General features: G+C 70.1%; 29 protein-coding genes. 15 read left to right on the forward strand and 14 right to left on the reverse strand.

What is annotated here, in order from left to right:
* On the forward strand, nucleotides 1-2130 hold the full coding sequence (locus ABZS69_RS47875) for a hypothetical protein (RefSeq protein ID WP_355385635.1): 2130 nt from the start codon (nucleotides 1-3) through the stop codon (nucleotides 2128-2130).
* 429 nt (nucleotides 2131-2559) lie between these two features.
* A complete protein-coding gene (locus tag ABZS69_RS47880) occupies nucleotides 2560-3921 on the forward strand; it encodes a hypothetical protein (RefSeq protein ID WP_355385638.1) in 1362 nt (453 codons plus the stop codon).
* A 57-nt stretch (nucleotides 3922-3978) separates the two neighbouring features.
* On the opposite strand, the gene ABZS69_RS47885 is transcribed toward ABZS69_RS47880, so the two are convergent.
* Nucleotides 3979-4887, reverse strand: a complete 909-nt coding sequence (locus ABZS69_RS47885) for a helix-turn-helix domain-containing protein (protein ID WP_355385641.1) — start codon at nucleotides 4885-4887, stop codon at nucleotides 3979-3981.
* 76 nt (nucleotides 4888-4963) lie between these two features.
* On the opposite strand from ABZS69_RS47885, the gene ABZS69_RS47890 reads away from it, so the two are divergent.
* The 5 genes from ABZS69_RS47890 to ABZS69_RS47910 all read left to right on the forward strand — a co-directional run bounded on the left by ABZS69_RS47890 (nucleotide 4964) and on the right by ABZS69_RS47910 (nucleotide 7669).
* Nucleotides 4964-5500: a hypothetical protein gene (locus tag ABZS69_RS47890; RefSeq protein ID WP_355385644.1), complete on the forward strand. Its 537-nt coding sequence runs from the start codon at nucleotides 4964-4966 to the stop codon at nucleotides 5498-5500.
* Nucleotides 5501-5558: 58 nt separating this feature from the next.
* Nucleotides 5559-5852 (forward strand): hypothetical protein, encoded by a 294-nt coding sequence (locus ABZS69_RS47895; protein ID WP_355385647.1) that lies wholly within the window; start codon nucleotides 5559-5561, stop codon nucleotides 5850-5852.
* 4 nt (nucleotides 5853-5856) lie between these two features.
* Nucleotides 5857-6288, forward strand: coding sequence for a hypothetical protein (locus ABZS69_RS47900; RefSeq protein WP_355385650.1), 432 nt, complete (start codon nucleotides 5857-5859; stop codon nucleotides 6286-6288).
* A gap of 104 nt (nucleotides 6289-6392) precedes the next feature.
* Nucleotides 6393-7121, forward strand: coding sequence for a ParA family protein (locus tag ABZS69_RS47905; RefSeq protein WP_355385653.1), 729 nt, complete (start codon nucleotides 6393-6395; stop codon nucleotides 7119-7121).
* Between the two features lie 17 nt (nucleotides 7122-7138).
* Nucleotides 7139-7669, forward strand: a complete 531-nt coding sequence (locus ABZS69_RS47910; RefSeq protein ID WP_355385656.1) for a hypothetical protein — start codon at nucleotides 7139-7141, stop codon at nucleotides 7667-7669.
* A gap of 462 nt (nucleotides 7670-8131) precedes the next feature.
* Here ABZS69_RS47910 and ABZS69_RS47915 read toward each other — a convergent pair whose 3' ends face one another.
* The 3 genes from ABZS69_RS47915 to ABZS69_RS47925 all read right to left on the reverse strand — a co-directional run bounded on the left by ABZS69_RS47915 (nucleotide 8132) and on the right by ABZS69_RS47925 (nucleotide 9944).
* Nucleotides 8132-8473 carry a hypothetical protein gene (locus tag ABZS69_RS47915; protein WP_355385659.1) on the reverse strand — a complete coding sequence of 114 codons (342 nt, stop codon included), beginning with the start codon at nucleotides 8471-8473 and terminating at the stop codon, nucleotides 8132-8134.
* On the reverse strand, nucleotides 8464-9057 hold the full coding sequence (locus ABZS69_RS47920) for a hypothetical protein (protein WP_355385662.1): 594 nt from the start codon (nucleotides 9055-9057) through the stop codon (nucleotides 8464-8466). The genes ABZS69_RS47915 and ABZS69_RS47920 overlap by 10 nt, the downstream gene beginning before the upstream one ends.
* A 269-nt stretch (nucleotides 9058-9326) precedes the next feature.
* Nucleotides 9327-9944: a hypothetical protein gene (locus ABZS69_RS47925; RefSeq protein ID WP_355385665.1), complete on the reverse strand. Its 618-nt coding sequence runs from the start codon at nucleotides 9942-9944 to the stop codon at nucleotides 9327-9329.
* 190 nt (nucleotides 9945-10134) lie between these two features.
* Here ABZS69_RS47925 and ABZS69_RS47930 point away from each other — a divergent pair, with 190 nt between their 5' ends.
* The 7 genes from ABZS69_RS47930 (at nucleotide 10135) to ABZS69_RS47960 (ending at nucleotide 16257) form a co-directional block, all read left to right on the forward strand.
* Nucleotides 10135-11643, forward strand: coding sequence for an AAA family ATPase (locus ABZS69_RS47930; protein WP_355385668.1), 1509 nt, complete (start codon nucleotides 10135-10137; stop codon nucleotides 11641-11643).
* Nucleotides 11644-11716: 73 nt separating this feature from the next.
* Nucleotides 11717-12385: a hypothetical protein gene (locus ABZS69_RS47935; protein WP_355385671.1), complete on the forward strand. Its 669-nt coding sequence runs from the start codon at nucleotides 11717-11719 to the stop codon at nucleotides 12383-12385.
* A gap of 61 nt (nucleotides 12386-12446) precedes the next feature.
* A complete protein-coding gene (locus ABZS69_RS47940; RefSeq protein WP_355385674.1) occupies nucleotides 12447-14903 on the forward strand; it encodes a DNA translocase FtsK in 2457 nt (818 codons plus the stop codon).
* Entirely contained in the window at nucleotides 14900-15232 is a 333-nt protein-coding gene (locus ABZS69_RS47945) for a hypothetical protein (protein WP_355385677.1), read from the forward strand. Before ABZS69_RS47940 ends, ABZS69_RS47945 begins: the two co-directional genes overlap by 4 nt.
* On the forward strand, nucleotides 15216-15584 hold the full coding sequence (locus tag ABZS69_RS47950) for a hypothetical protein (RefSeq protein ID WP_355385680.1): 369 nt from the start codon (nucleotides 15216-15218) through the stop codon (nucleotides 15582-15584). Before ABZS69_RS47945 ends, ABZS69_RS47950 begins: the two co-directional genes overlap by 17 nt.
* Nucleotides 15584-15898, forward strand: a complete 315-nt coding sequence (locus ABZS69_RS47955) for a hypothetical protein (RefSeq protein WP_355385683.1) — start codon at nucleotides 15584-15586, stop codon at nucleotides 15896-15898. Before ABZS69_RS47950 ends, ABZS69_RS47955 begins: the two co-directional genes overlap by 1 nt.
* Nucleotides 15895-16257: a hypothetical protein gene (locus ABZS69_RS47960; RefSeq protein WP_355385686.1), complete on the forward strand. Its 363-nt coding sequence runs from the start codon at nucleotides 15895-15897 to the stop codon at nucleotides 16255-16257. The genes ABZS69_RS47955 and ABZS69_RS47960 overlap by 4 nt, the downstream gene beginning before the upstream one ends.
* Nucleotides 16258-16261: 4 nt before the next feature.
* Here the strand turns inward: ABZS69_RS47960 and ABZS69_RS47965 are convergent, their stop codons facing one another.
* Nucleotides 16262-16789: a helix-turn-helix domain-containing protein gene (locus tag ABZS69_RS47965; protein ID WP_355385689.1), complete on the reverse strand. Its 528-nt coding sequence runs from the start codon at nucleotides 16787-16789 to the stop codon at nucleotides 16262-16264.
* Nucleotides 16790-16926: 137 nt separating this feature from the next.
* Nucleotides 16927-18243, reverse strand: a complete 1317-nt coding sequence (locus ABZS69_RS47970; RefSeq protein ID WP_355385692.1) for a phage major capsid protein — start codon at nucleotides 18241-18243, stop codon at nucleotides 16927-16929.
* Between the two features lie 187 nt (nucleotides 18244-18430).
* On the opposite strand from ABZS69_RS47970, the gene ABZS69_RS47975 reads away from it, so the two are divergent.
* Nucleotides 18431-19042 (forward strand): hypothetical protein, encoded by a 612-nt coding sequence (locus ABZS69_RS47975; protein WP_355385695.1) that lies wholly within the window; start codon nucleotides 18431-18433, stop codon nucleotides 19040-19042.
* Here the strand turns inward: ABZS69_RS47975 and ABZS69_RS47980 are convergent.
* From ABZS69_RS47980 to ABZS69_RS48015, 8 genes are all read right to left on the reverse strand, one after another.
* Nucleotides 19032-19478, reverse strand: coding sequence for a hypothetical protein (locus ABZS69_RS47980; RefSeq protein WP_355385698.1), 447 nt, complete (start codon nucleotides 19476-19478; stop codon nucleotides 19032-19034). The two genes, ABZS69_RS47975 and ABZS69_RS47980, sit on opposite strands and share 11 nt — an antisense overlap.
* On the reverse strand, nucleotides 19469-21256 hold the full coding sequence (locus ABZS69_RS47985; protein WP_355385701.1) for a 2'-5' RNA ligase family protein: 1788 nt from the start codon (nucleotides 21254-21256) through the stop codon (nucleotides 19469-19471). The genes ABZS69_RS47980 and ABZS69_RS47985 overlap by 10 nt, the downstream gene beginning before the upstream one ends.
* An 835-nt stretch (nucleotides 21257-22091) precedes the next feature.
* The gene (locus ABZS69_RS47990) at nucleotides 22092-22262 is read right to left on the reverse strand and encodes a hypothetical protein (protein ID WP_355385704.1); all 171 of its coding nucleotides are present in this window, start codon (nucleotides 22260-22262) and stop codon (nucleotides 22092-22094) included.
* Nucleotides 22250-23386, reverse strand: coding sequence for a GNAT family N-acetyltransferase (locus ABZS69_RS47995; RefSeq protein WP_355385707.1), 1137 nt, complete (start codon nucleotides 23384-23386; stop codon nucleotides 22250-22252). The genes ABZS69_RS47990 and ABZS69_RS47995 overlap by 13 nt, the downstream gene beginning before the upstream one ends.
* Nucleotides 23386-23862, reverse strand: a complete 477-nt coding sequence (locus tag ABZS69_RS48000; RefSeq protein WP_355385709.1) for an IPT/TIG domain-containing protein — start codon at nucleotides 23860-23862, stop codon at nucleotides 23386-23388. The genes ABZS69_RS47995 and ABZS69_RS48000 overlap by 1 nt, the downstream gene beginning before the upstream one ends.
* Nucleotides 23859-24020 carry a hypothetical protein gene (locus ABZS69_RS48005; protein WP_355385712.1) on the reverse strand — a complete coding sequence of 54 codons (162 nt, stop codon included), beginning with the start codon at nucleotides 24018-24020 and terminating at the stop codon, nucleotides 23859-23861. Before ABZS69_RS48005 ends, ABZS69_RS48000 begins: the two co-directional genes overlap by 4 nt.
* Nucleotides 24021-24040: 20 nt before the next feature.
* The gene (locus tag ABZS69_RS48010) at nucleotides 24041-24325 is read right to left on the reverse strand and encodes a hypothetical protein (protein ID WP_355385715.1); all 285 of its coding nucleotides are present in this window, start codon (nucleotides 24323-24325) and stop codon (nucleotides 24041-24043) included.
* A gap of 1 nt (nucleotide 24326) precedes the next feature.
* Nucleotides 24327-24524, reverse strand: a complete 198-nt coding sequence (locus ABZS69_RS48015) for a hypothetical protein (RefSeq protein WP_355385718.1) — start codon at nucleotides 24522-24524, stop codon at nucleotides 24327-24329.
* Nucleotides 24525-24528: the final 4 nt, after the last annotated feature.

Below are 24528 nucleotides of genomic sequence, written 5' to 3' on the forward strand. Positions count from 1 at the left end.
GTGTTCGGCAAGCAGCACGCCGCGCTCCCCCCGGCTCCCGAGCAGGCACCCCAGGCGCCCGCCAAGCCGCGCCGCGGGCTGCTGGAGCGCGCCGTCCGAGCTGTCGCCTACCACGTCGTGTGGACGCCGATCCGCTGGGCCGCCACGAAAGAAGCTCAGCGGATGTGGCGGCACCGCGACTTCCACACCCCGTGGTGGACAGCCGCCGGCACCTACGTCGCCGCCACCATCGCCCACGTGGCCGAAGTGCCGTGGTGGGCGACCATGCCCGTGCTCGCGGCCGCCGTCACCGGCATCCACCGCTACCTGACCAAGCACGACCTCCTACCCATCACCACCACCACGGCGACCGGCGCCGCGGCCGCTCTCGCCACGTGGGCCGCCGCCGCCATCCAGACCGACCCCCTCACCGGCCCGGCCGCCATCGCGTGGGGCGTGCTCACCCTCGCCACCACGTGCGGGTGGGGGTTCGACCGGCGGGCCCGCCACTGGCGCAAGATCCGCGAACGTGTCCGCGTCGCCGTCAAAACCCTGCCCAAGGTGCTCTCCGAACTAGGGTTCCCGCGCATCATCGTCAAGGGCAGCCCCACAGTCTCCGGCAGCGGTCGCGTGGAGTACCCGCTGCTGCTCCCGGTCGGCGTGACCCGCCGCATCCTGGAGAAGAAGATCGCCGAGATCGAGTCGGGCATGCACTGGCCCGCAGGCTCCATCAAGGAGATCGTGCAGGACCCCCGCCACAACTCCGCCGCCCGCGTCATCCTGATTCAGCACGAGACCAGGATCACCGCGCAGACGGTCGCGTTCGACCCTCCCGAGACGCCCCGCACCGCATACGACCGGGTATGGCTCGGCAACACCGAGGGGGACCAGCCGTTCTACCTCAACCCCTTCGTGAAGGGACACGGCGGGCTGCACGCCGCGTTCGGCGGCATGACCGGCTCAGCAAAGAGCAACCTCATGCGGCTGATCGCCATGCTGTACGCCCACTGCCCAGACCTGATCATCTGGGTGATCGACCTCAAGTCCGGCGGCCAGGTCTACCGGGAACTGCTCCCCCGCATCGACAGGCTGGCCGTGACCCCTAAGCAGGCTGGCGAAGTGTTCGCCGACCTCGCCGCGATGCCTCCGCTCCGCGCGGAATTGCTGCTGCCCGAGCACAACCAGGTGCTTCCGGTAAGTCTCTACCCGGGCGTGCTCGTGCTCGGCGACGAAATGAGCCGCGCCTGGGGCAAGACCCGCAAGGGCAACGACCAGATCGTAGACGACAGTGACAAGGCACTGGCCCAGGTCCGCGCCTACAACGCCGCCGTCCTCGCCTCCGCCCAGTACTGGAACAAGGACAGTGTTCACCCCAAGCTGTTGGCCAACTTCACCAACAACTTCGCCGGCCGCACCCGACAGAAGGCCGACAGCCAGTTCTTGCTGCGCGGCTGGAGCAAACCGGGCCGCGACACCACCCACCTCCCCGCCGGGGCGTTCTACCACCAGCAGGCGGGCGACGACGGCACCGACCTGATCTTCACGCCCGAAGTGACGGACCTGCAGCTCGCCGCCGTGGCGGCCGAGACCGCGCACCTTGCGCCCGCCCTGGAGGAGTCCACCGCGACCCGGCTGCCCTACTACCGGGACAGGTGGGCCGACCTGCCCGACAACCTGATCATGCACTGCAGCGAGGACCAGCAGCTCCTTGTGCACGAGGCTCGCGCTCGCCGGAAGACCGCGAGCCTCCGCGCCAGCAAGAACGACCTGGCGGTCGCGGCCGCCGCCGACAACGAGCCGCGCGTCGAGGTGACAGAGCGGCTCGACATCCCCACCGACGTCCTGCTTGAGGAGATCGCCGACCCGCACCTGCGCGCCCTGGTCGCCGTGCACCTCTCCCCCGGTTGGGTGTCCACCGCCGAGTCCGACGCCGCCGTCGCCGGGCAGCGCGGCCGCAAGTGGGCGAGCGAGCGCCGCAAGGAGTGGCGAGCCAGGGGACTGGTCGAGGCGCCGGAGCGCGGGAAGTCGCGCCGAATCGTAGGGGAGGAGCGGTTCGTGGCCGGCGCGCTGAAGGCCGAAGAGGTGATTCGCGCCCGCCGGACAGACACGGAGGAGACGCCGGACACGGAGACGGGGGAGACACCCCCGTGACCTGCGCATATACCCCCATCCCAGCCCCTGCGACCTGGGCAGATCCCTGCGGATTCCCAGGCCGGGGGAGGGGTTCCCGAACCCACCCCGGGGGAGGGGCTCAGGCCCCGCCTCCCGGGCACAGATCGTGACCGAACCGGGCGGGCACCGTCCCACCCCCCGCCCCTCCTCCCGTACACACGTGCGCGCACGCGCGTACGGGGGTGGATGTCCACAACGCCCTCTCGTGGACATCCACGTGGACATCGCCGTGGACATCCCGTGGACATCTGGAAGTGACTGATAGTGATCGAACGCCTTGTTGAGTGGATCGCAGGTCTTGGCCTGTCCTGGTGGGACATCGCGCCCATCCTCATCTCCGCCGTGGCAACGTTTTGGCTGCTCAGAGCCCTTTGGCGGGGAGTTCGGAGGCTGCTGTCCAAGGGCAGCATGTCCGACCGGCTCACCATCATGGGCGCCGTCCTCGCCCAGGGCGTGAGTGCGCAGGGTATGTGGCTGTTCTTTGGCGACGTCCTGGACATCGCCCCGCTGCCGCGGTTCTTCCTGTTCGCGTTCATCGAGGTCGCGGCCCTGGCCTCCGCCCTGCGCGGCCAGGACACGATGCGCCGTACCTCAGAGGACTTCAAGGAAGGTAGGTCCGACCGCAAGCCCACTGCGGGAGTGGACGGCATCGCGGTGTGGGTGTTCGCGGCCGCGTCCGGCGTCTTCTCCGCCCTGGACGCCGGCGAGTTCGCTGGCGCCCTCTTCCGCCTCGCCTCGCCGCTCATCGCCGCGTGGCTGTGGGAGCGCAGCCTTGCCACCGCAAGCGCTCACATCACCGGCCGCAAGCGCTCACGCATCAACTGGCGGATCTCGCCTGAGCGGGTGCTCGTTCGCATCGGCCTCGCCGACCCGACCGACCGCTCAGCGAGCGAGGTGAGCGCGCAGCACCACCTCATGCGTCTCGCGATCACCGCGACCCGAGCGCGAGCGCTCGTGCTCGGCGCTGATGGTCAGTGGCTCCCGCTCACCGGCCGCGGCTCGGGCAAGCGCAGGCGAGCGCTCAAGGTGTTCCATGCCGCTCATGAGCGGGCGATGGAGTACGCATCGCTCACAAGGGACCCTGAGCGCAGGCGACAGTTCCTCGCTGACCTGGACGCGCTCATGACGCGCGACGCGCTGCTCACCAGGCGCCCGCGTGACTGGATGAACGAACCCGAGCAGGAGCAGGGGCAGATCCGCTCTGGCCAGGAGGAACAGCCCGCCCACACTGCTCATCCGGCTCCTGTTCTTCCCGCCCCGGCGCCGCCTGCCCCGGCGCCCACGCGCAAGCCGTACCGGCGGCCGAAGAACAAGTCGGACAAGGGTGCGCCCGCCGAGGCGCGCACCTGGTTCGGCGCGCAGTTGCGCGATAGCCAGATCCCCGCGCCCAAGGACCTCGCGAGCAGGTTCAGCGTGAGCGCCGCGACCGGGCGACGCTGGCATGGCCAGTTCCGAGCGCTCCCCGAGTTCGCTGCGCTCATCGCCCACATCAAGCAGCGAGCGAGCGCCGCTCACGACGTCACGAGCGGTGTGAGCGCTCGCGCGGACATCGCTCACGCGCTCACGACGAGCGGCGAGCGTGAGCGCGTGAGCGCTCGCGACGACAGCGAGCACGCCCACGAGAGCAGCTCGCCCGCCGCTCACAGGGCAGACGACGAAGCGGCCGAGCGTGAGGTGCAAGACGTGATCGCCGCCCTCAGCAACGGCCACCACACCCCCGACGACGTCACCGAGCCGCTCGCCCCTGCAGCGGCCGGAAGCCCCAATTAGTCCCGAACACCCGGAAGGGACGGCAGCCGGTACGTGGCTGCCGTCCCTTCCGGCTGTTCACGCCTGCGCGTCCGCCAGCGCGTCGCCCACCCGATCCCGGCTCACCCTCAACCGTTGGGCAACCTTCGCCACCGACCCCAGCTCGGCGTACAGCCCCTTCAGCGTGTCCGCGTCCGGCAGCGGCCGCCCGACTCGGGTCGGGACCGGCGGTCGGCCCGGCGTCCACCCCACCGCAACCAGCCCATCGCGTATCCGCTCCCGGTCGATCCGCAGCTCGGCGGCGACCGCCGCCACCGACCGCAGCTCCCCGTACAGGCGCAGCAGCGTCTCCCCGTCCGGCAGCGGCCTGCCCGGGGCAGGCTTCGGCGCCCGCGCCCGGATCTCGACCCCGGCCGCGACCAGCGCGTCCCGCACCCGATCCCGGGCCGCGCCCAACCGCGCGGCGGCCTTCGCCACCGACCCCAGCTCGGCGTACAGCCCCTTCAGCGTCTCCGCGTCCGGCAGCTCTACCACGTCTCGGCCATAGCCCTGCTCGCGCAGGATGTGCCGCACATGCCCCTCCCCGGCGTGCAGCAGCTCGGCGATCGCCGGGGCTGGCCAGCCTTGTAGGTGCAGTTGCTCGATCTGGTCCCAGTCGTGCACGCGTGGCCCGCCCCGCTCCCGTGCCGGTAGGCCCGCGTCCTGCGCAACCTTCTTGATCGTCTTGTCCGACGCGCGGAACGCGGCGCGCATGTCGTGCAGCGGCATCCCCGCCTGGTACGCCTCCATCAGTTCCTGGCGCCGCCCCTCCGACACCTGGAGCCCGGCCACGCCGCCGACCGGCCGCCGCTCAACCTGCTCGCGCTTGAGCAGCCGGTGCACCGCCGTGTGCGACACCCCCACCCGAGCGGCGATCCGCCGCGTCGACATGCCCTCCTGCTGGTACAGCCGGGCAACTTCCTGCGGGTCCACATCGTGTGCCGTCATGCCGCGCACCCTGCACAAATGAGCCGTTAACGTCCCCCACGGACGCAACCTCGCGACCCGGCTACCGTCCACGGCTGTGGGACGCGTGAAGCTCAGCCGGGGCCTGCGGGAGAAAGTCGCCGCCGGGGTGGTCCGGCGCGCCGTCGACGACGTCGCCGACCGCGCCGAGCGGGAAGTCCGCCGGCACGCCCCGGACGCCAAGGAGTGGGAGACCAGCGAGAACGAATCCGTCCGCCCCTCGCACGCCGAAGCGCACGGCCAGAACATCCCCGCCAACGTCCCCTACCGGCTCCCCAAAGCCGTCTACGTGCGCAAAGGCCGGGACGGCGAGAACGCCGCCGGAGGGTGGAAGACGGTGCCCGGCTGGGACCTGGCCGACAAGCCGCGAGACCCCGGCCTGCCCCTCCACCAGCGCATCCGCTGCCGGTGCGAGTCGCGCGGCCTGCCGGGCGTGATCGCCAAGGCGGTCACGCGCACCCCGGTCGCGGTCGGACGTTCCCGCGTCTCCGCCAAGATCCAAGTGAGCTACCCGCGGATCGCGGAGTCGGAGTTCTCAGAGCAGGGCGGCGGCTGGCTCGCCACCGCGGCCCGCGCCGCGGCCGCCAGGACGTAAACACGTCGACCGGCCACCATGCTCCCCGGCACCGAACACCAACCCAAGGGGAGACCTGATGTCGGCCGACCTTCGCAAGTTCAAGCTCGCCCACCCGCTCCGCGAGGAGGACGCCGTCGAGCTCGGCCTCCCCGAGCGCACCTACCAGACCGGCGAGGAGCTGACCCTGCCGTACGCGTACGCGATGCGGCTGTTCAGCGCCGGCTTCGTCGAGGGCGGCGAGCCGGGCCGCCCGCAGACCGCGGAGACGGCCCTGAAGCGCGTCAACCCGCCGGCCAAGCCCGCCGTCGTCGAGAACGGCGAGCCCGCCCCCGCGCCGGTCAAGACCAAGCCGCCGGTCAAGGGCGAGTAACACGGTGGCTCGTCTGGAAGACGCCGACGCGGTTCCGCCGATCATCGCCTACCTGTCCGGCCACCCGGAGATGACGGCGGAGCTCGGCGGGCCCGGCCGGGTCGACGGCGAGCACGAGCCCCCGTATCCGCGGTTGCGCGTGGCCGACGCCCCCGGCGGAACCGATGACCTCGACGCCGAGATCGTCGGCCAGCGCATCACCCTCGAAGCGCTCGGCACGATCGACGGCCCCACCATCGGCAAGGCGAAGCTGCGGCGCATCCTCTACACGGCGCTGCGGATCGTCCGCCAGCTCCCGACCGCGCCCGAGGGCACCACCGACAAGGTGGTCGTCACCGCGGTCTCCTCCGCCGTCGCCGGCGGGTACGTGCCGCTCGCGGACGGCCGCCCCCGCTACGTGGCGACCATCACAGCGACGGCGCACCCCGCTCGATAGCAGCGGGGCCGGCCTCATAAGGGATACGGTTCGGAACACCCGCCCCTCACGGCGCTCACCAGAGGGGCGGGCTGAACATCCGAACGAGAGGAAGGCTACTTCCTGTGAGTCCACAAAGCGGCGCCCTGGCGGCGGCCGCGACCGATGGGCAGCAGTTGCGGCCCAATACACGAATAATCGCCGTCGTCAATCAGAAGGGCGGCGTCGGCAAGAGCACCACAACCCTTAACCAAGCGCTGATGACCGTCGACGCCGGTGGTACGGCGGTGGGCATCTGCGGCGACCCGCAGAACACGCTGGCGCAAGCGGCCCGGCTCCTCGAACGGGGTCGGCACGGTCTACCCGCCGGGCTTGAGGTGTACAGCGAGCATGACGCCGTCGAGCTCCGCAAGCTTCGTCGCATCCGCACCGTCGACCGGGCGTACGTGGACACTCCTGGATCGCTGGAGAACGAGGGTCGCGTTAGGGCCGTGCTGGAAAGCTCCGACTTGGCCGTGATCCCGTTCAACTTTGACCCGTACTCGCTGGACCCGACACTGCTGACCGCGAAGGTCTGCGAAACGCTCGGCGTCCCCTACCGCGTGCTGATGGTTCAAGTGCCAGCAGGCGACCGGGGCGTGACGCTCGTGGAGGAAGCGCGCGAGACGTTCGACGCCCGGCACGTGCCGTACTTCAAAGCGTTCACGCGGTCGTACGTCGCCTACAGCGACAGCATCAAGAACGGCGTCCCGCTGACCCACTGGAAGGGCGGCAACGGTACCAACGCGTGCGGGGATCAGCGCCGCGTGCACACCGCAATCGAACTCGAACTGTCCCGGCTGTCGGCCGCGTGAAGAAAGGTGATGCACTGATGTCTGCCGCGCAGACGCGCAAGAAGCTCTCCGATCTGTTGGGCGAAGAGGAAGACCTCGAAGTTCCCTTCGGCGCCGAGAAGACCGGCGAATCCGGCCTTTCTGAAAGCGAGCGTGAGACGCCCGAGGCGGGTGGGTCTAGCGCGAGTACCCGAGAGGGGGAGAACGGCCGCGACGATCAACTTGAGGGCCGGGAAGAGGCCGACGAGTCCGACCGCACCGCCCGGGATCGCACAGCCAGTGCGCGAAATCGGGGCAAAGTGGACACTTCGCGGGGGGCTGCGCGCGGCCGCGCCCGCCAGGCGCCCGGACGCGCCGTCGTCGAACTGTCCAAGGCCGAACGCGACGACTGGCGGTGGAGGCTGCGCTCCCTGGCGGGCAAGCTCTACGCCGACCAGCAAGCTCTCTACGAGACCGAAGGCCGGTGGGAGAAGCTGGTCGCGCAGGCACGCGAAAACGGTGTCCCCGAACACATGCTGCAGGTTGCCCTGATGGACGCAGGCGTTCACGAGCACGATCAATACCTGTGATCTAACCGACTGCGTTCCGGCCCCCGGCCGCCACCACGGCGCCGGGGGCCTTCCCATGCCCCCCACCAACCAGCGGCGTTTCTATCCACCCGAATGGCTATCGGCTGGCTTACACTCGCGCGCGGGTACGCGCGTACCCGCGTACGCACGAAACCGGCCAGCGATACCAGTCCCCCATGCCGTAATCGCCATCGTGGCTAACCCATCGGGTCCCCCACCGCCTATCCCAGCACCCACCAGGCTGGTCATGTACCTAATGGGGGAGCGGCGTACCGTGTCTCATCCGCACTGCGTCAGGTAGTACGGCATGCGGGCCGCCACGAACCTACCCACCAACGAGACCGGCTATCTCCTCGCGGGCGTAGTCGCCAACGCGATCTGGTATGCCCACCACCAGGAAGGCGACTACCCCGCCAATGCCGTACGACAGCACCCCGCCAAGTACGCCCTGGTTCCCGTACGTCAGCCAGCAGTCAGTGACGCCTCGACCCTGATATAAGACACCGCGGGGTCGAACCCGGACGGCCGCAGATCCGCCGTGATCACCGTCCACGACCGCCCCGAGCCGGCCGGCTCGGCGAGCTCTACCCCGGCCGCCAGCGGCCACAGTCCGGGGTCTACCGCCAGCACCCACCGGCCGGGCCCCGTCGCCGCATCGCCATCGGTCGCGGGCTCGGACACCACCCGCGCCGGCCGCGCACCAACGACCTCGCCGGGGTCGACGACGACGCGGGTGCCGTGCCCGTCGCGACCCCAGACCGGTTCCCGCTTCCCGATCGTGGTGTCCGGGGCGATCACAGCCACCAGGCCGCCCCAGTCCGCGCCGGGTGCGGGCCGATGCCGGGCCGCTGGAACACCGCCACCTGCCGCCACTTCTGCAGGATGTCCAGGGTCGGGGGAGCCCCCGCAGCCCCCGACCCCGGCCCGCCCGCGGGCGCGGTGGACTCGTAGTCGACGCCCTGGCCCTCGACGTTGACCTTGCTGATGATCCGGGCGCCGGGCGCGCTCTGAGCGATCCTGCGCACCAGCGGGGACGCGGCCGCGTCCCCGATCACCCACTCATCCAGCGCGGCCGCGTACGCCGGGTCCGCCGCCGGATCCAAACCGGCCAGATACCTCACCGTGTATCGGCCGGTCGGGTACCCGCCCACCTGGTCGACCTCCGGCACCGCCGAGATGACCTCGATCACCGGGTCTTGGCCCAGCAGCCACCCCGAAGGGCCGGCCACCACACCGGACTGCGTGAACTCGGTCGGGACGGCAGGCCGCCCGAGGTAAGCGGCCGCCCGCCGCTGGGCGGACGCGATCGCCTCCTGGACAGCCGGGAGGTCTTCCTCCTTCACGGGCAGCGGCAGCCCGGCATGAATGGCCACCTGCTCAGCCGTCACCAACCCGACCACCCCTTGTCTCGTGCTCCGCGTGTGCGGGTCTGGGCGGGTCGGCCCCCCGTCCCCGAAGGGCTACCCCAAGGCGCGGCACCGGGTCCCCATCCGTAAGTGCCGCCCGGGCAAGCCCCTGCGGGAGCGTCGCCGCCCCGCCCAGCCCGACCCTGTCCGCGACCCGCACCCCCGGGACGGGCTACCAGACGTGACGCATCCCCCCAGAACGTCACCGGCCACCAGCCCAGGGCCCCCCACAGAGCGGGCCGCGGAGCTCATCAACCTTCCGCCGCTGCCTGCTCCTCGCGCAGCCTGCGAAGGTCGGCCGTCATCCGGTCGGCGTGCTCACGCGCGACCTTCCACCCCTCCGGGAACACGAGCTGCCCCGAAAGGCGGCGCGCACCGGGCAGGTAGTAGTGGCGGTGGATCGCCCGCGCCGTCATCACGTACGTGTACTGGCTGCCGGGGTCGACGAACAGCTCGTCCGGGCCCGCGGGCTTGCCGTCGTCCCACACCAGGTCGACGAACTCGGCGCCGGGCGTGGCGATCATCTTCATGTCCACGGGCGGGCCCGGCGGCACGATCGGCGCGACCGGTGCGGCCGGCGGCTCGAGCGGCGCGGCCTGCGCGGGAGCGGGCCCGGACAGCCCGCCTTCGTCACCGGCGGGCGCATCCGGGTCAGCCAGCGGCGCGGCGGGCGGGACGGGCGGCGCGACCGGTGCAGCCTGCGCAGGCGCGGGCCCGGACACCCCGCCATCGTCACCGGCGGGCGGCTCCAGCGGAGCGCTGCCCGCAGGCGGCTGCGGCTCCAGCGGAGCCGCGCCCTCACCAGGCGTCTCGGTCTTGGCCGCCGCCTGGTCGGCGGCGGCCGTACGGGTCTTTCGTGTGGGCGCCACGAGGCACCGCCCCCCTGTGCGTCCGGGCTGCTGTCGCAGGGGACATAAGCACCTTTTTCTGCTTGCGTCCTGCGAGGCCCGAGGGGCCGCGAACGGGCCTCTTCCCCGCCCCACTACCCAAGAGAATAAATCTCCTGTATTATGGATCTATCCGAAGGGGATGCGGCCCCATCGGGTGAGTCCAGGAGGAATGAACTACATGCGTCCCACCGACGAGCAGCAGGTAGCGATCGACGCCGCCAAGGCCGGGAAGACCCTCAAGTTCCAGGCCGGAGCCGGATGCGGCAAGAGCGCCACGCTCAATGAGATCGCGCGCGCTATGCCGGACAAGCGGATCCTGTGCGTCGTCTACAACAAGAGCGTCCGCCAGGAGCTCATGCGGAAGATGCCGAAGAACGTGATGGTGCACACCAACCACTCGTACGCCCGCTCGATGCTCCTCAACCGGTGGGGCCGCCACCTCGACCGGATCAACGGCAACCGGCAGAATGCCAAGGTGCAGGCCGACATTCTCGACCAGGTCGGCCCCGTCCGGATCAACTCCGACACCGTGCTGACCCCGGCCGCCCGCGCGCGCCTCGCTATGGGCGCCGTGCTCGCGTGGTGCAAGAGCGCCGATCTGGAGCTGGGGCCCGAGCACATCCCCACCCCGCTCGGCATCGGCAAGGCCGAAGACATTCAGCGGCTGCGCGAGGTCATCCTCCCTGTCGCGGACAAGGCCCGCGCCGACATCCGCTCCGCCAACGGCCGTCTGAAGTGGCAGCACGACTACTACCTGAAGATGGCGCAGCTCATGCTCGCCCGCTCCGACCGCCAGACGCTGCCGTTCGACGTCGTGATGATGGACGAGTGCCAGGACGTCAACCCCGTCGCTGCGAGCCTCTACCTGGACATGCAGACCTTGCTGCAGCGGATCATCGTCGGCGACTCCGCGCAGGCGATCAACGGCTGGAACGGCGCGATCGACATTCTGGGCACCTTCCCCGCTGACGAGTCGCTGTTTCTGTCCAAGTCCTTCCGGTTCGGCCCGGCGATCGCCGAAGAGGCGAACAAGTGGCTGACCCTGCTCGGCGCGCCCCTGCGGCTGCACGGTCACGAGCCGGTCGGCTCCACCGTTGGCCCCATCGAGCGGCCCGACGCGGTGCTGTGCCGCACCAACGCGGCCGCCATGGGCCAGGTGTTCGACATCCTCGACAAGAACGGCACCCCGGCGCTGGTCGGCGGCGGCAGCGAGATCGCCTCGCTCGCGATGGCCGCCGAAATGCTGAAGAAGGGCACGCTGACCGACCACCCCGACCTGTGCGCCTTCGCGAACTGGGCCGAACTGCAGGACTACGTCGAGCAGGACCCGCTCGGCCAGGACCTGAAGGTGTTCGTCGAGCTGGTCGACTCCCACGGCGTGGAGAAGATCAAGGACGCCGCGTTCAGGGTCAAGGACGCCGAGCAGGCCGGGCCTGGCGACACGATCGTCTGCACCTCGCACAAGTCCAAGGGCCTGGAGTGGCACGACGTGCGGGTCGCGAACGACTTCCGCCAGCCCAACCCCAACACGGGCATGACCGGCGAGACGCCGGTCAACCGCGAGGAACTGATGCTCTCCTACGTCACCGTCACCCGCGCTATGAAGCGCCTCGACCGTGGCTCCCTCGCCTGGATCGACCAGCACGTGCGCGGCCGCCGCCACCTCGCCGTCGCCTAACCCACGGACTTACGCCCACCCCCCGGCGCAAACCGGGGGGCGGGCCCCCACCCCAGAAAGATCCCACACGCTCATGCTGGACTTCACCGACCTGGACAAGCGGCGCCTGCGCGCGGCCGCCGCCCAGGAGCTCGCCGACCGGGCCACCAGCCGCGACGAGCATCACGTCGCCTCCACCCTGGCCTACGCCACCCGCGCACGCGTCCGCCGCATCGAGGGCGCGTTGCCGGTCGAGCTGGGCCGCACGGTTATCCCCGCCAGGGCTGGGCTCGGCAGGATCCGGCTCCGCCTTGCGCGCCTCCTGATCGTCCGGGTCGGGGGCTGGCTCCACAACGGCGTCCCGGTGACGCTCTCGGACGGCGACGCCACCCTCACCTGGACGGCCCGCGCCGACGTCCACCACCGCATCAACTCCGTCATGCCCGACTTTCTGGGCGAGGTCGACCAGGCCGCCCTGGACGCGGCCCGCGCCCACCGCGCCCACCTGCGCAAGCTGCCGGAGGAGCACCACCACCCGCGCGAACGCGAAAACCTGGTGCGCGCCTACCGCCGCGACTACATGGACTGCTACGGCGCCGCCCTGATCGGCGTCATCACGCTCGGCGTCCGCCCCCGCCACGTGCCCGGCGAGCGCGGCCAGATGCCCGCCCTGGACGCCATGGCCGACGTCCGCGCCACCGACGTCACCCGGTACGGCCTCCAATCCCCGCCCCGCGTGATCGAAATCGCACCAGCCTCATAGCCCGGGGGTGGGCCCCTCCCGCATGAGGGCCCACCCCCTTCCCACCGCCTGCGAGGACACCATGCCTGCCAAGAAGCCCGCCACGCGCCGAACCAGCAGCGGCCGCCGCGCCTCGACCAGCCGCACCGCCCGCACCACCGCGCGGCCGCGCACCGCCGCCCGCAAGACCAGCAGCGACCCGATCGGGTGGGCACTCGACCAGGCCGGCCGCCTCGCCAAGAGCGGCGGCCGCCAGACGTGGCGCGGCATCCGCCACCTCGCCGGCAAGCTGCGCGAGGTCGACGCCGCTCACAAGCGCGACGCGCTCGCGCTCGTCTTCGCCGCGCTCACCTTCATCACCGCGCCCGTCTCATGGGGGTGGGCGGACGGCCGCACCGCCACCTTCATCTACGACGCGGCCGCGTTCCTCGTCGGTGGCCTCGTGTGGGCCGTGCCGCTCGCGTGCGCGGCGATCGTCTGGCCCCTACTGCGGGGGAGCGGACGGCTCGCATGGACGGTAACCGGCTGCGCCGTGATGGTGGCCTGCGTGCTCGGCATCGTCCACCTCACCCACGGCGTGCCCGGCCCACTGGACGCGGCCGCCGGCGGTCTCGCCGGATGGCTGGTCGCCGCCCCGCTCGCGGCGGTCCTGCCTGCCGGGTGGGCGATCGTCGTCCTGGTGGTGCCGATGCTGGGCGGGCTGCTGCTGGCCACCGGCACCCCGCTCCGGCAGGCGTGGCCGCGCACCCGCGAGGCAGCCGCCGCACTCGCCGACCGTGTGCCGCGCCGCGCCCCGGCCGAGCCCGTCGAGGACCTGGAGGAAGAGGCGCCCGCCGAGCAGCCGGTGCAGGCCACCGCCGAGCCCGCGGTGCAGTCCGTACCGGCCGAGCAGCCGAACACGACCGCCCCCGCCCCTGCCGCCGCTTCCGCCCCGGCCACGGCCTCCACACCGGCCACGACCACGCCGACCCCGACCACCACGCCCACCCCCGCCCCGGCCACGGCCGCTGTCCAGACGCCCATGCAGGAAGCCATCCCGCTCCCGCCCGTCCCGCCCGCGCTACCCGACCTCGCCCTCCTCGCCGCCGGCAACACCCCGCGCCCCCACACCAAGGCCAACACCGCCGTCGTCAACGCCCTCAACGCGGTCATGGAGCAGTTCGCCGTCAACGCACAGGTGATCGGCTTCACCCGCGGACCCACCGTCACCAGCTACGAGATCGAACTGGGGCCCGCGGTCAAGGTGGAGAAGGTCACGGCACTCACGAAGAACATCGCCTACGCCGTCAAGTCCGCCGACGTGCGCATCCTGTCGCCAGTCCCCGGCAAATCCGTCGTCGGCGTCGAGATCCCCAACACCGACAAGGACCTGGTAGCCCTGGGCGACGTGCTGCGCGCGCAGGTGGCGAAGGCCGACCACCACCCGATGATCGTCGGACTCGGCAAGGACGTCGAGGGCCGCACCATCATCGCGAACCTCGCCAAGATGCCCCACCTGCTCATCGCGGGCGCCACCGGCGCCGGCAAGTCGGTCTGCGTCAACGGGCTGATCACCAGCATCCTGATGCGGGCCACCCCCGACGAGGTACGCATGATCCTCATCGACCCCAAGCGGGTCGAACTCTCGATCTACGAGGGCATCCCCCACCTGATCACCCCGATCATCACCAACCCGAAGAAGGCCGCCGAAGCCCTCGAATGGGTCGTGGGCGAGATGGACCGCCGATACGACGACCTGGCCGCCACCGGGTTCCGCCACATCGACGACTTCAACAAGGCCGTACGCGCGGGCACCCTCACGCCGCCGCCCGGCAGCGAACGCGTCTACGATCCGTACCCGTACCTGCTCGTCATCGTCGACGAGCTGGCTGACCTCATGATGGTCGCCGCCAAGGACGTCGAAGACTCCATCGTCCGCATCACCCAGCTCGCCCGCGCCGCAGGCATCCACCTCGTCATCGCCACCCAGCGCCCGTCCGTCGACGTCGTCACCGGCCTCATCAAGGCCAACGTGCCGTCCCGGCTCGCGTTCGCCGTGGCGAGCCTCACCGACTCCCGCGTCATCCTCGACACCCCCGGCGCCGAAAAGCTGGTCGGCCAGGGCGACGCGCTGTTCCTGCCGATGGGCGCCCAGCGCCCGATCCGGATCCAGAACGCGTTCGTCTCCGAAAAGGAGTCCGCCGCGGTCGTCGAACACTGGAAGGCCCACGCCCCCACTGCCACAGCGCTGCCGCTCGACGAGCTCACCGCGCCCACCGCTCCGGTCGGCGGCGAGGACCTGGGCGACGACGCCGACCTGTTCGTCCAAGCCGCCGCGCTGATCGTGAGCTCGCAGTTCGGCTCCACGTCGATGCTGCAGCGCAAGCTCCGCGTCGGCTTCGCCAAGGCCGGACGACTCATGGATCTCCTCGAATCCCACAAGATCGTCGGCCCCAGCGAGGGCTCCAAGGCCCGCGCCGTGCTGGTCAAGCCCGACGAACTCACCGCCCTACTCTCCAGCCTCGTGCCCGACTACACCCCCAGAGAGGACACCCCGTGACCTACTTCGACCCCAACCGCGTCCGCGAACTCCAGGCCGAAGTCGAACAGCTCCGCGCCGAGCTGGCCGTCTTCAAGGCCCCGCCGGACTTCCACAACGCCGACCACGACGCCACCCTCCTGGAGCTGTGGAAGGACATCATCACCGAGCACCGCAACGACCCCGCCAAGGCCGCCCACATGCTGCTCACCTACGCCCGGACCGCCATCTGGTCGGCGGAGCGTGAGACGGCCCGATGGGCGGACATGGCCCAGGCGTTCATCGCCGCTCGGGAGGAGACGAACGCCGAGCGTCAGCCTGCGGAGCCGCACGGTGCCGATCCGGCCTGAGAACAAGGACCGCTACCCGGCCGACTGGGACGACATCTCGCGTGAGGTGAAGGAGTCGGCCGGGTGGCGGTGCGAGTGCCTGGGGGAGTGCGGGCGCGGCACCCACGTCGGCCGCTGCCCCAACCTGCACGGCCAGCCCGCGTACGGCACTGGCAGCGAGGTCATCCTCACGACCGCCCACCTGGACCACACGCCGGAACATTGTGACCGCTCCAACCTCCGCGCCATGTGCCAAGGCTGTCACCTTCACTACGACCGTGACCACCACCGGCAGACCCGCTCCGCGACCCGCGCCGCCGAACTGGCCGCCGCCGGCCAGGACACCCTGTTCGATCTGGAAGAGGTGACCTGATGGCCACGCTGCTCGCCATCCACCGGCCCGGCGGCCGCACCCAACGCTGCGACGCCCGCTGCTACCAGGCCACCCTGGGCAGCGAATGCGACTGCGTGTGCGGCGGTGTGAACCACGCGAAGGGCCTGCAGCAGGCGCTGATCCTGACGCGCAAGCAGGTACAACGCTGGATCGAAGCGGCCCGCAGGCGCCACTCGGACATCATCGGCGTGGAGATCGGGGTCGAGGCCCAGATGAACGACCTGTTCCTCGTCGAGGACATTGTGGCCAACCACGAGAACGATCACCAGGACGGCCGCATAATGTCGCAGTGACCCCCAGATTATCGGCCGCCCTCGCGCTGGCCGCCCTCATCGCCGGCTGTGGATCACAGCCTGTCCCCTATGACAGCTATGAGGCGATGGCCGCCAAGCTGAAAGGCACCGCCGCCGAATGCCAGTCGTTGGAACAGGCGCCGCTCAAAGAATTCGACCTTGCCGACGAGCGGTACAACTGTGCGACCCGCTCGGGGACGATCGTGCTGGCCAAGTACTTGCTCCCGAAAATTCGCGAGGAAGACCAAGCCAAGTGGAAGGGCAAGCTGGTGGTCGGCCCGAACTGGATCGTCGACGTCACCGCCGCGCCCGCCCTCGCGGAGACGGTAGCCGACACGCTGAACGGCGAGACGAGCTAAACCGTCATCCAGCCCTTGGCCCGGGCGCGTCGGGGGTGTGAGGCTGCAGCGCTTGGCCCGTGGGCGGTTGCCACTGGTGGCCGTCCCACGCCCAACCGAGCTTGCCTAGCAGCCTGGCGACCTGCCGCGGTGAACACCCCGCTTCCGCGGCCGCCTCCCCGGCCGTCATGCCGCCGCGTACTGCCGCCTCCACCGTGTCCCAGACGACCCGGCGCGGCTTCCCGGACGGGCGGCGCGGCACCCCGGCCTCGTCCACGAGGCGGCCCACGGTGGACTTGGCCACCCCGAACCGGGCGCAGATCTCCCGCATCGGCCTGCCCGCCGCGTACGCGGCCACGAGCTGGTCGGCCCCCTGCACCTTCGCCATGGACCGGCCGCGCAGCTGCACGCCGGAGTCACGGAACCGGCGGTACAGCAGAGCCACTGAGCAGCCGTGCGTGCGGGCGATCTCCCGCACCGACATGCCCGCCACGTAGTCGGTGGCGGCGGCCTGGACGACGGCGTCTTGGGCAGGGGAGAGGAGATCGGTCACGCCCCGCATGATGGCCACCTGGAGGGTTAACGTCTCGGCCACACCCCGGGGGCATGGCGACGGCCGCCGTCCGATACCCCCGTAACCGGACGACGGCCGCCACGACCTGTGCAGCCCCCTGGACCAGGAGCCCCGGGTTACGGGGCGGTCAGGGTGCCGAAAATGAACGATTCGGGTCTGTCGACCGCAAGGCCTACCCGCTCGCTCGCCTTAATGGTGCAGATGTTCTCTTCGAAGTTGATCGCGTTTTCTGTGCTGACCTGCACAGACACCGTCTGACGATCGTAAAGCTTTGCCCCCAGACCGAAGGAGCCGAGCAGGTACCGGCTCTCGACCATGGCCGGGGTATCGATCACGTTGAGGCGCCACACGCGCTTCTCGGCGCCGATCGCCACGGACACGGCGACCCGGTAGGCGCCCTGCCCGTCCTCCTCCAGCTCGATCTCCTCGAAATCCAGAGGATGCAAGACGATCCCGTTGGGGTCGTAGTAGGCCAGGATCGACAGGGTCATGGCGCGGCGGAGCTGCTTGGTGAACTTCTCGCTGGCCACGCCGGTGTAGGTCTGGATGCCCGGCGTCTGGGTGACGCCCAGCAGGTTCTCGCCCTGGCCGTTGCCGAACAGGACCTGGTAGTCCTCGGTCAGCTTGACGCCGTCGATCATGTCCCGGTCGATGATGGAGCGAAGCCGCGCCTCGTCCGCCAACGTGTTGTTGTGTACGTACTCGAGGTGCGAAATTGTGGCGATCGGCGCCACGTACGGTGTGAACTGCAGGCTCGACCTGGGGGCGCGCCCGAACACGTCGGTCGGGCCACCCGTCGCAGGCGAGACGCCGTCAGCGGCATACCGCTCGGCGACCGGGCGAGCGTTGTTGACGAACCCCGTCTGACGGATGCCGTGCAAGATGTTCGCCGTGGTCTGCTCCGCCGGAAAAAGATCCCGCACCCGGTTGGGGCGGCGCTGCCGCTCCGTCAGGCCGACGTCCTCACCGTGACCGAAAGCGGGCGTGGTGTGCGTACCGCCGGACATCGTGAAGATGTCCTTGGTCGCCATGGCGTCGAACGCGTAGATGCCCTGATCGAACTTCGTGACGCCGCGCGGGTCGTTGAACCCGCCCTCACGCATCTTCTTGTAGAGGTCCGACTCCAGGAACGCCTGCGACAGGCTCTTGTACTGCGGGCCTGCCTGCTGCGCGGCGAGCACGCCGGCGACCGGAGTGCCGGCCGGAGCGTTGAGGTAGTCGTTGAGACCGGCGCGAGACTCCTCAGCGTTGAGGAGGTCGCGGATCTGGTTGGCCTCGTCGATCATGCCCAGGTAGCTCTTGTGCTGGGCCGGGTCGATCACGAACTTGCCCGGCTGCTCCTCCTTGAAGGAGGCAGCCACCTCGTTGATCTCGTTGGCCTTGGTCTCCAGCGCCTGCTTGAGTTCGCGGACACGCGAATTGATGGCAGTCATCTGCCTGTCCCCCATGCTGATGGTTGCGTTCGGAAGCGATCCGCCCGCGCCCGGTCAGCACCGGGACGCCCTGTGATCAACGCGCGACGGTAGGCGATTTGCCCGCTTACGTCCCCGCGCCGCGTGTAGGGTGCTCCACTGCTGGTCGGGGGACTGGAACGATCCCGAAGAGGGGGACCTTGTGCGCGTGCGCTACCTGACGCGGCTGCTCGCAGCGGCGCTGATCATCACCGGATGTTCCACCACCAAAGAGCCGCACTTCGGCGGCGAAGCGCCGACCACCGCCACGGAAGCGGCCAAGACCGCGCCGCCGCCCGCGGTGACACTCGACTGGGGTAAACCCGGCGACGGGAAGGGAGAACAGGGGCAGCCGTTACAGGTCACCCCGCTCGGCGTCTACTACCACAAGGGGCACGCCACCCTCGGCCGGCCGGAGAACGGCGTCTTCACAGCGATCGCGGTCAAGGTGGCCGCCACCACCGGCGCGGACCATGTGCCGCCGCCCGCGTCCAACTTCGGGTTCTCCCTGGCCTCCGACGATGGGGAGACCGTCACCACGGCGGCCGGAGCGACACCGCCATGGGTCGGCCGCGTCAACGTGCCGAACGCCGAGCGCAACATCCAGCCTGGCCGCTTCCAGAACTACGTGATCACATTCGACGCGTACGCCCGCGGCGGCACGCTCACCTACACCTCGCCGGACGGGCAACTGCTCGAATGGCAAGTGCCCTCGAAGCCTGGCGGGCAGGGCCTGCGCCGTGTCCAGGCCGCGCTCGACAGCCTCGGTGTCAGCCGCTGACCGGCGCCGCCTCGTACGCCGCCAGCGCCTCCTCCGCCTTCTGCAGGCGTTCCTCCGCCTGCCGCAACTGCTCGGCGAGGCGGGCGTTCGTCTCCCGCTCCCGCAGGTACTCCTCCCGGGACGGGCCCTGACGTTGGGAGCGCAGCAACGCCACCTCCGCCCGCAGATCGGCGTTCTCCCCGCGTAACCGGTCGACGTCCACGGCAGTCAGCCGGAGCGTGAGCTTACGCACGTTCGCCTGGGCGGTGTCCAGCTTGGCGTTGAGGAGGTGCGTCTCCTCCTGCGCGCTTTCGGCGTGGGCGCGCGCCTCCACGAGCTGGGCCCGCAGTTGGTGAATGCCTCGTGCCTCGTGCCGGGCCCGGTCGAGTTGGGCGGCCAGCCTGTCGACCTTGCGTTGCCGGCTGGCCAGCCGCTTGATCAGCGTCATCACGACCACGCCTTCACCTCAGCGATGATGTCGAGCCCCGCCCGGATCTCCTCACCGGTGAGCACCACGTGCTCCTTGAGCTCGTTCGGCATCGCGGACGGCGCGGTGCTGTCAGGCATGATCGACGGCGGCGGGGGAGGGTTCTCCTCGTCCTGCACCGGGATCTCCGTCTTGTCGTGGTCGACAGGGATCCCCGCCGCAGCGAGGACCTCCCGCAGAATGCTGAGCGCCGTGCGCAGGCGTTTCGCGTTCGCGTCGCTGAGCACGCGGCCCGCCTTGGTCTCCCAGCCGCCAGTCTGCTTGAGCCCATGCACGGCGTCCTCGACAGCGTCGACGGCGGCCAGCTCGTCCACCTCGCCCGCCCGGTCCACCGACACGACGGCCGGTTCGCCGACGTCCACCCCGTCGCCCGTCACCGTGTAGGGCACCTGGTAGGAGAGCGCGATGTCGTCGTCGCGGATGACGGTGACGACGGCTTGGTCGGCGAACGTCGCATCGACGCTCACCCACCCCTTGACGGCCTGGCCGTCCAGCCAGCCGGCGACCGCGGACCGGATCGCGTCGCGGGTCTCCTCGAACGACAGAGGCACCTGGACGCCAGACAACGGCAACTGGGCGGACTTCACCTCCGCGGCCCCGGCCCCCGCGCCGAACGGGATCGCGGTCGGCTCGTCGTCGGCCACGACCGTCAGGCCGTCGAAAGCCACCGGCACGGGCGCGACCGGATCCGGCATCGGCTCCCCGGGCTCCACGTACCGCAAGGTGACGTGCGGCGTGTAGCCGTGGTTGGCGGCGTACTCGATGCCGGCGGCGTCCAGCGCCTCGGCGAGCCGCTGTCGCAGCACCTCCAGGCCGGGCACGTCGACGGGCACGAAAACGGGGACGCCGTCCTCCGCTGCGGGGAACGCGCCGATCCCGCCGAGCTGCCCGGCCAGCGGGCCCTGCTTGGCTGCGACCTGGCGGGCCACCTCGATGGCCTGCTCCCACGTCTCGGAGGGGATGTTCTTGCCCATGTAGACGAGCGTGACGTGCAGATCGTCCGGCGCCAGGCCGTCCGGGATGGCGAGCTCGGCGGCCGCGTCGGCGGGCACCGCAAGGGCGATCATCGCCCCCTGGTCGACCCCCACCACGCTGGCGGCCGCGTCGTCTGAGCCGGTGTCGGGGGTGAGCAGGTCGTCCCACTCGTCACCCACCTCCCCGCCCTCGTTGCTCTCGGTCGCTCCGGCGGGCTGGTTGGCCTTCACGGACAGGGTGGCCGACATGGACGCCGCCCCGAACAGCACGGGGCTGTATTCCCACAGGTCCAGGTCGGTGATGTAGCGGACGCCGCTTCGGCTCTTGGCTCCGCCCTTGGGGACGGTGTAGCCGATCGACCATTCGCACTCGTCCGTTTCGCTGAAGAAGCGGACGGTCTCGTAAGCGTTGCGGCCATCGTCGGACGCGAGGTTGAAACGGCACTTGACGTACAGGGCGCCGGCCTCGCGCGGCCACGGCCTGCCGTCCTTCGTCGTCTTCGGCAGGCGCGGGTCGCCGGGCAGCAGCTCCTCGATCGCCTCCGTGCGCGCGGTCCATACCTTCGTGTCGTGGCTGAAAATGCCCTTCGGCCTTCGCTCGCCGAGCGTCCGCCGATAGCTGCCCGGGACGATCAGGTCGCCGACGTTGTCGACCACGCCCGTGATCGACACGAGCGCCTCGACGACGCCCTCGTCCCTGGTCAGGATCGCGCCGGGCGTCGACGCCGACCCCTTACGCTCCAGCTCGACCCGTACGGGCAAGGTCACGGTCACAGCGGTCTCCCCCCGATGCGTCAATCGGGCGGGAGGATGTCAGGTCACGCCGCTTACGTCCTGCCCGCAGCGGGGGGCGTGATCTCGTAATGTCACCGGGGATCCCCTCGGTATGACGTCAGTTATGGCTTCCATCTGCTTAGCCGTGTACGCAAAACCCCTGGTCTGACTTGGTCGTGTACGCGAAACCCCTGGATCTGCTTGGCCATCTACGCAATCCTTTCTCAAGATCTCAAGATCGCATGCGCGAATTCCTCCCGGGAGAGCGTTTCTGCACGTCAAACGCACGCTCCACGCGGGGCCGTTTCCGGCTATTATTGGAGACGCAAAAGGGAGGCCCCAGCCGCGCCAACGGCCGGGGCCTCCCACCGTACCGAGCCAGCTACCAGCCTGTTGGCGGCAGGACTCCTGTACTACCAAGCTCCATGATACCGGATTAAGTTAAACCGGGGAGCATACAGGTCTCCGCTAATAGGCTGGATAGCCGACTCACGTCACTAAGGACACTAAAAGCACGTGAGCCAAGACCCAGCCATTTACATTAATAGAGGGGACTCCATTACCCCTTACTACGACCTCTTGAAGAACGCTGTGACTAGCGTTCTCACTACCCTCGGGATTGCTTACTACCCTTGTGTTATCACTCCCGGCCAGATTCAGAACCCTGTCCGGCAGTGGTGGAAGCTCCTCATCCTCATCGTGGTCATCATCGCGACGACCAACGGAGTGGAGCTCACCATCGCGATCCCCGCAGGTAAGTAACCCCAGCTAGAGACACGAGGGGGCGGGCCGCGCGGCCCGCCCCCTCGTGTTCGTGCAGCTCCAAACCCCGGCTCTAAACCTCCGGGTACAGGCCCGTCTCCGGGTCCTGACCGACCGCGCTGCGGAACGCGCGCAGGAACTCGGCATCCTCGGCAGGGTCGACACCGGGGTGGTCGAGCGCCCACTGCCGATGCATGTCGTTGTAGACCTTGTCAGCCTCACGGCCGAAAATCAGCGGAGCCATTTGACCCCCTCCCAGTCTGAGCCTCTCATCGCCCGGGCCCCGATCCACGTATGGTCACGGATGGTCTCACCGGGCCTGCGCCCAGTCTGGCTGATCTCTCGCGCAGTAGGAAATCCAGGGTCCCCGAACTCGAAACGCTGCCACCGCTGAAGGAGCTGCTCGGCGGCGGTGATCTCGCTCACGATCCGCTCATACCGGGGATCGTCCTTCGGACCGGCCCACGAGTCGCGCTCCCGGATCAGCGCCTCCTGCTCGGCCTGCAGCGCCTCCAACCTGGCTTCGGCCTCGTAGTCGTTGAGGAAGCCGAAGCCCGCGGACGCCCACGTGTACCCGCCGTCCTCGGAGGACGCGTAGACGTCGACGCGCTCGAACCCGGACTCGATGTAGAGCTGCTCCAGGTAGGCGCTGATGGCGGGCGCGAACCCCTTCCCGCGGTGCTCGGGCTCCAGCTCCAGCACGTCGTTCCAGGCCGTCACCGTCCCGTCAGGGTGCCGGTCCCATCGCCGCATCATCGTGCCGACCGGCTCGCCGTCCTTCATCACTCCGGCCGTCCAGTGCACGTACGTCCCGCCGTCCTTCGGCGCGCCGTCGTTCATGATCGCGATCTCGATCTGGTAGCCGGCGAAGTCACGGCCTTCCAAGAGCCAGCGCAGCCCCTCGGTAGCGGCGTCGCTGTCCCACGGCTCGCCGCGGACGGGGATCAGGTCGCGCACCTTCGGCCTGGGCGGCTCAGGCGGCTCCCCGCCCGCGCCCTCGGGCCCGCCCCCTGCTGACGGACCTGGCAGCCTGCCTGCGCCCCTACGACCAGGCTGGCGACCAGCCGCGGCGGGGGAGTCGGAGGGCAATGGCCGCACCATGTACGCAGGCACCGTGCTCGACAGCCCGTCGTCCCACGACACGGTCACCCGCGTGGCGCTGGGGACTCCGGTCACCGTGCCCCGCCGGGCGCGGCCAGCGAGCTGCACGCGGCCGCCCATGCGGACCCACCGGCCGCGCCACCCCCGCGCCTGCCAATCGCCGCCGGGCGCCCGCTCAGGGCGGGCCCCGCCGGAGAATGCTTTGGTCTGCACCGGGGCGGCGGCGGTGAACCGGACGCCCCAGCGCGACCACTGCACGCCCGTCATCAGGCGAAGGTGAACCCGTTGGTCGCGGTCACCGCGCCGGCGTCGGCGGCCACCACCACGTTGACGGCGCCCGCCGTCTTGGCCGGCGTGGTGCAGGTGATGGTGGTGTCGTCGACGACCTTGATGTTCGTGGCGTTGGTGCCGCCGAACGTCACCGCGTTCGCCGCGGCGGTCGGCGTGAAGTTCTTGCCCCGGATGGTGACATTGGTGCCGCCCGCGACCGCGCCCGTGGCCGGCGTGATGCTCGTGATGGCCGCGGCCGGGAACAGCGCGTCCAGTTCCGACTGCTTGATGAGCTGGCCCTCGAAGAACTTCAGCTTCCGGCCTGCGGGCGGCCACGCCGAACCGTCCGGGCGCACGCCTTCGTACAGGTTCTCATTCACCTTGATCACCGGATCGGTGACCGGTACGGCCGACGTCTTGGCGGCCGCGGCCGTCTTGGTGAGCTGGCCGCCGTTGGCGCCGTACAGCGTCATAGGGTCCCCCCTGAGATGGTTGGCGAGGGAACCCCATACGACGCGATCAGCTCATCCACCAGCGCCGTCAGCGCCGGCCACGCCGCCCCCAGCGCGGCCAGCCCGATCACGATGCCGATGACGAGCCCGACCCGCCATGCCCCCTCGGTATTCCTCACGAGGGGGCATGGTGGCCGATCTATCCGCTTACGTCCTGCGGCCCGTCGCCGTCGCCATCACCGGCCACGCGCACGACCTGAGTCCACGCGGTCAGCGCCTCCAGCACCCGGTCGGGGTTGTTCACGTCCAGGTAGGTGGTGCCGCCGTGCGGCCCGTCGATCGGCTCGCCATCGCGGATGCGCAGCAGCGAGCACACGCCAGGGGAGCCGGACATCACACCGACCGTGGCGGCCGCGTCCTCTCGCGGGGTGCCGACCGTCACCCCGTAGGCGATCCCGTCCATGTAGCCGTACACCTTCAGCACCTCATGCCTCCCCGCTGTCGTCGTAGTCGACCGTGCCCGGGGTAGGCGGAGCCTCCTGCAGGTAGGCGTCAACGAACGCGAACTGCAACGGCCCGCCCGGGTACGGGCACGCGGTGATCGGCGAGCCCACCCTCGCGAGGGTCCGGCCCGCGATCCGGGCGGCGCCGAGCGCCACCCGTGACACCGTCTCTCCAGCCATCTGG

Origin of the sequence: Nonomuraea sp. NPDC005650, from assembly GCF_040605375.1 — a bacterium.
GTDB lineage: Bacteria > Actinomycetota > Actinomycetes > Streptosporangiales > Streptosporangiaceae > Nonomuraea.

Bases quoted from the DNA above. Each gene is read 5' to 3' on its own strand.
- ABZS69_RS48015 (WP_355385718.1), bottom strand. From the start codon at position 24,524: ATGGCTGGAGAGACGGTGTCACGGGTGGCGCTCGGCGCCGCCCGGATC.
- ABZS69_RS47940 (WP_355385674.1), top strand. From the start codon at position 12,447: ATGCCTGCCAAGAAGCCCGCCACGCGCCGAACCAGCAGCGGCCGCCGC.
- ABZS69_RS47885 (WP_355385641.1), bottom strand. From the start codon at position 4,887: ATGACGGCACACGATGTGGACCCGCAGGAAGTTGCCCGGCTGTACCAG.
- ABZS69_RS47930 (WP_355385668.1), top strand. From the start codon at position 10,135: ATGAACTACATGCGTCCCACCGACGAGCAGCAGGTAGCGATCGACGCC.
- ABZS69_RS47970 (WP_355385692.1), bottom strand. From the start codon at position 18,243: ATGACTGCCATCAATTCGCGTGTCCGCGAACTCAAGCAGGCGCTGGAG.
- ABZS69_RS47955 (WP_355385683.1), top strand. From the start codon at position 15,584: ATGGCCACGCTGCTCGCCATCCACCGGCCCGGCGGCCGCACCCAACGC.
- ABZS69_RS47990 (WP_355385704.1), bottom strand. From the start codon at position 22,262: ATGGCTCCGCTGATTTTCGGCCGTGAGGCTGACAAGGTCTACAACGAC.
- ABZS69_RS47895 (WP_355385647.1), top strand. From the start codon at position 5,559: ATGTCGGCCGACCTTCGCAAGTTCAAGCTCGCCCACCCGCTCCGCGAG.
- ABZS69_RS47995 (WP_355385707.1), bottom strand. From the start codon at position 23,386: ATGACGGGCGTGCAGTGGTCGCGCTGGGGCGTCCGGTTCACCGCCGCC.
- ABZS69_RS47880 (WP_355385638.1), top strand. From the start codon at position 2,560: ATGTCCGACCGGCTCACCATCATGGGCGCCGTCCTCGCCCAGGGCGTG.
- ABZS69_RS47935 (WP_355385671.1), top strand. From the start codon at position 11,717: ATGCTGGACTTCACCGACCTGGACAAGCGGCGCCTGCGCGCGGCCGCC.
- ABZS69_RS48000 (WP_355385709.1), bottom strand. From the start codon at position 23,862: ATGACGCTGTACGGCGCCAACGGCGGCCAGCTCACCAAGACGGCCGCG.
- ABZS69_RS47910 (WP_355385656.1), top strand. From the start codon at position 7,139: ATGTCTGCCGCGCAGACGCGCAAGAAGCTCTCCGATCTGTTGGGCGAA.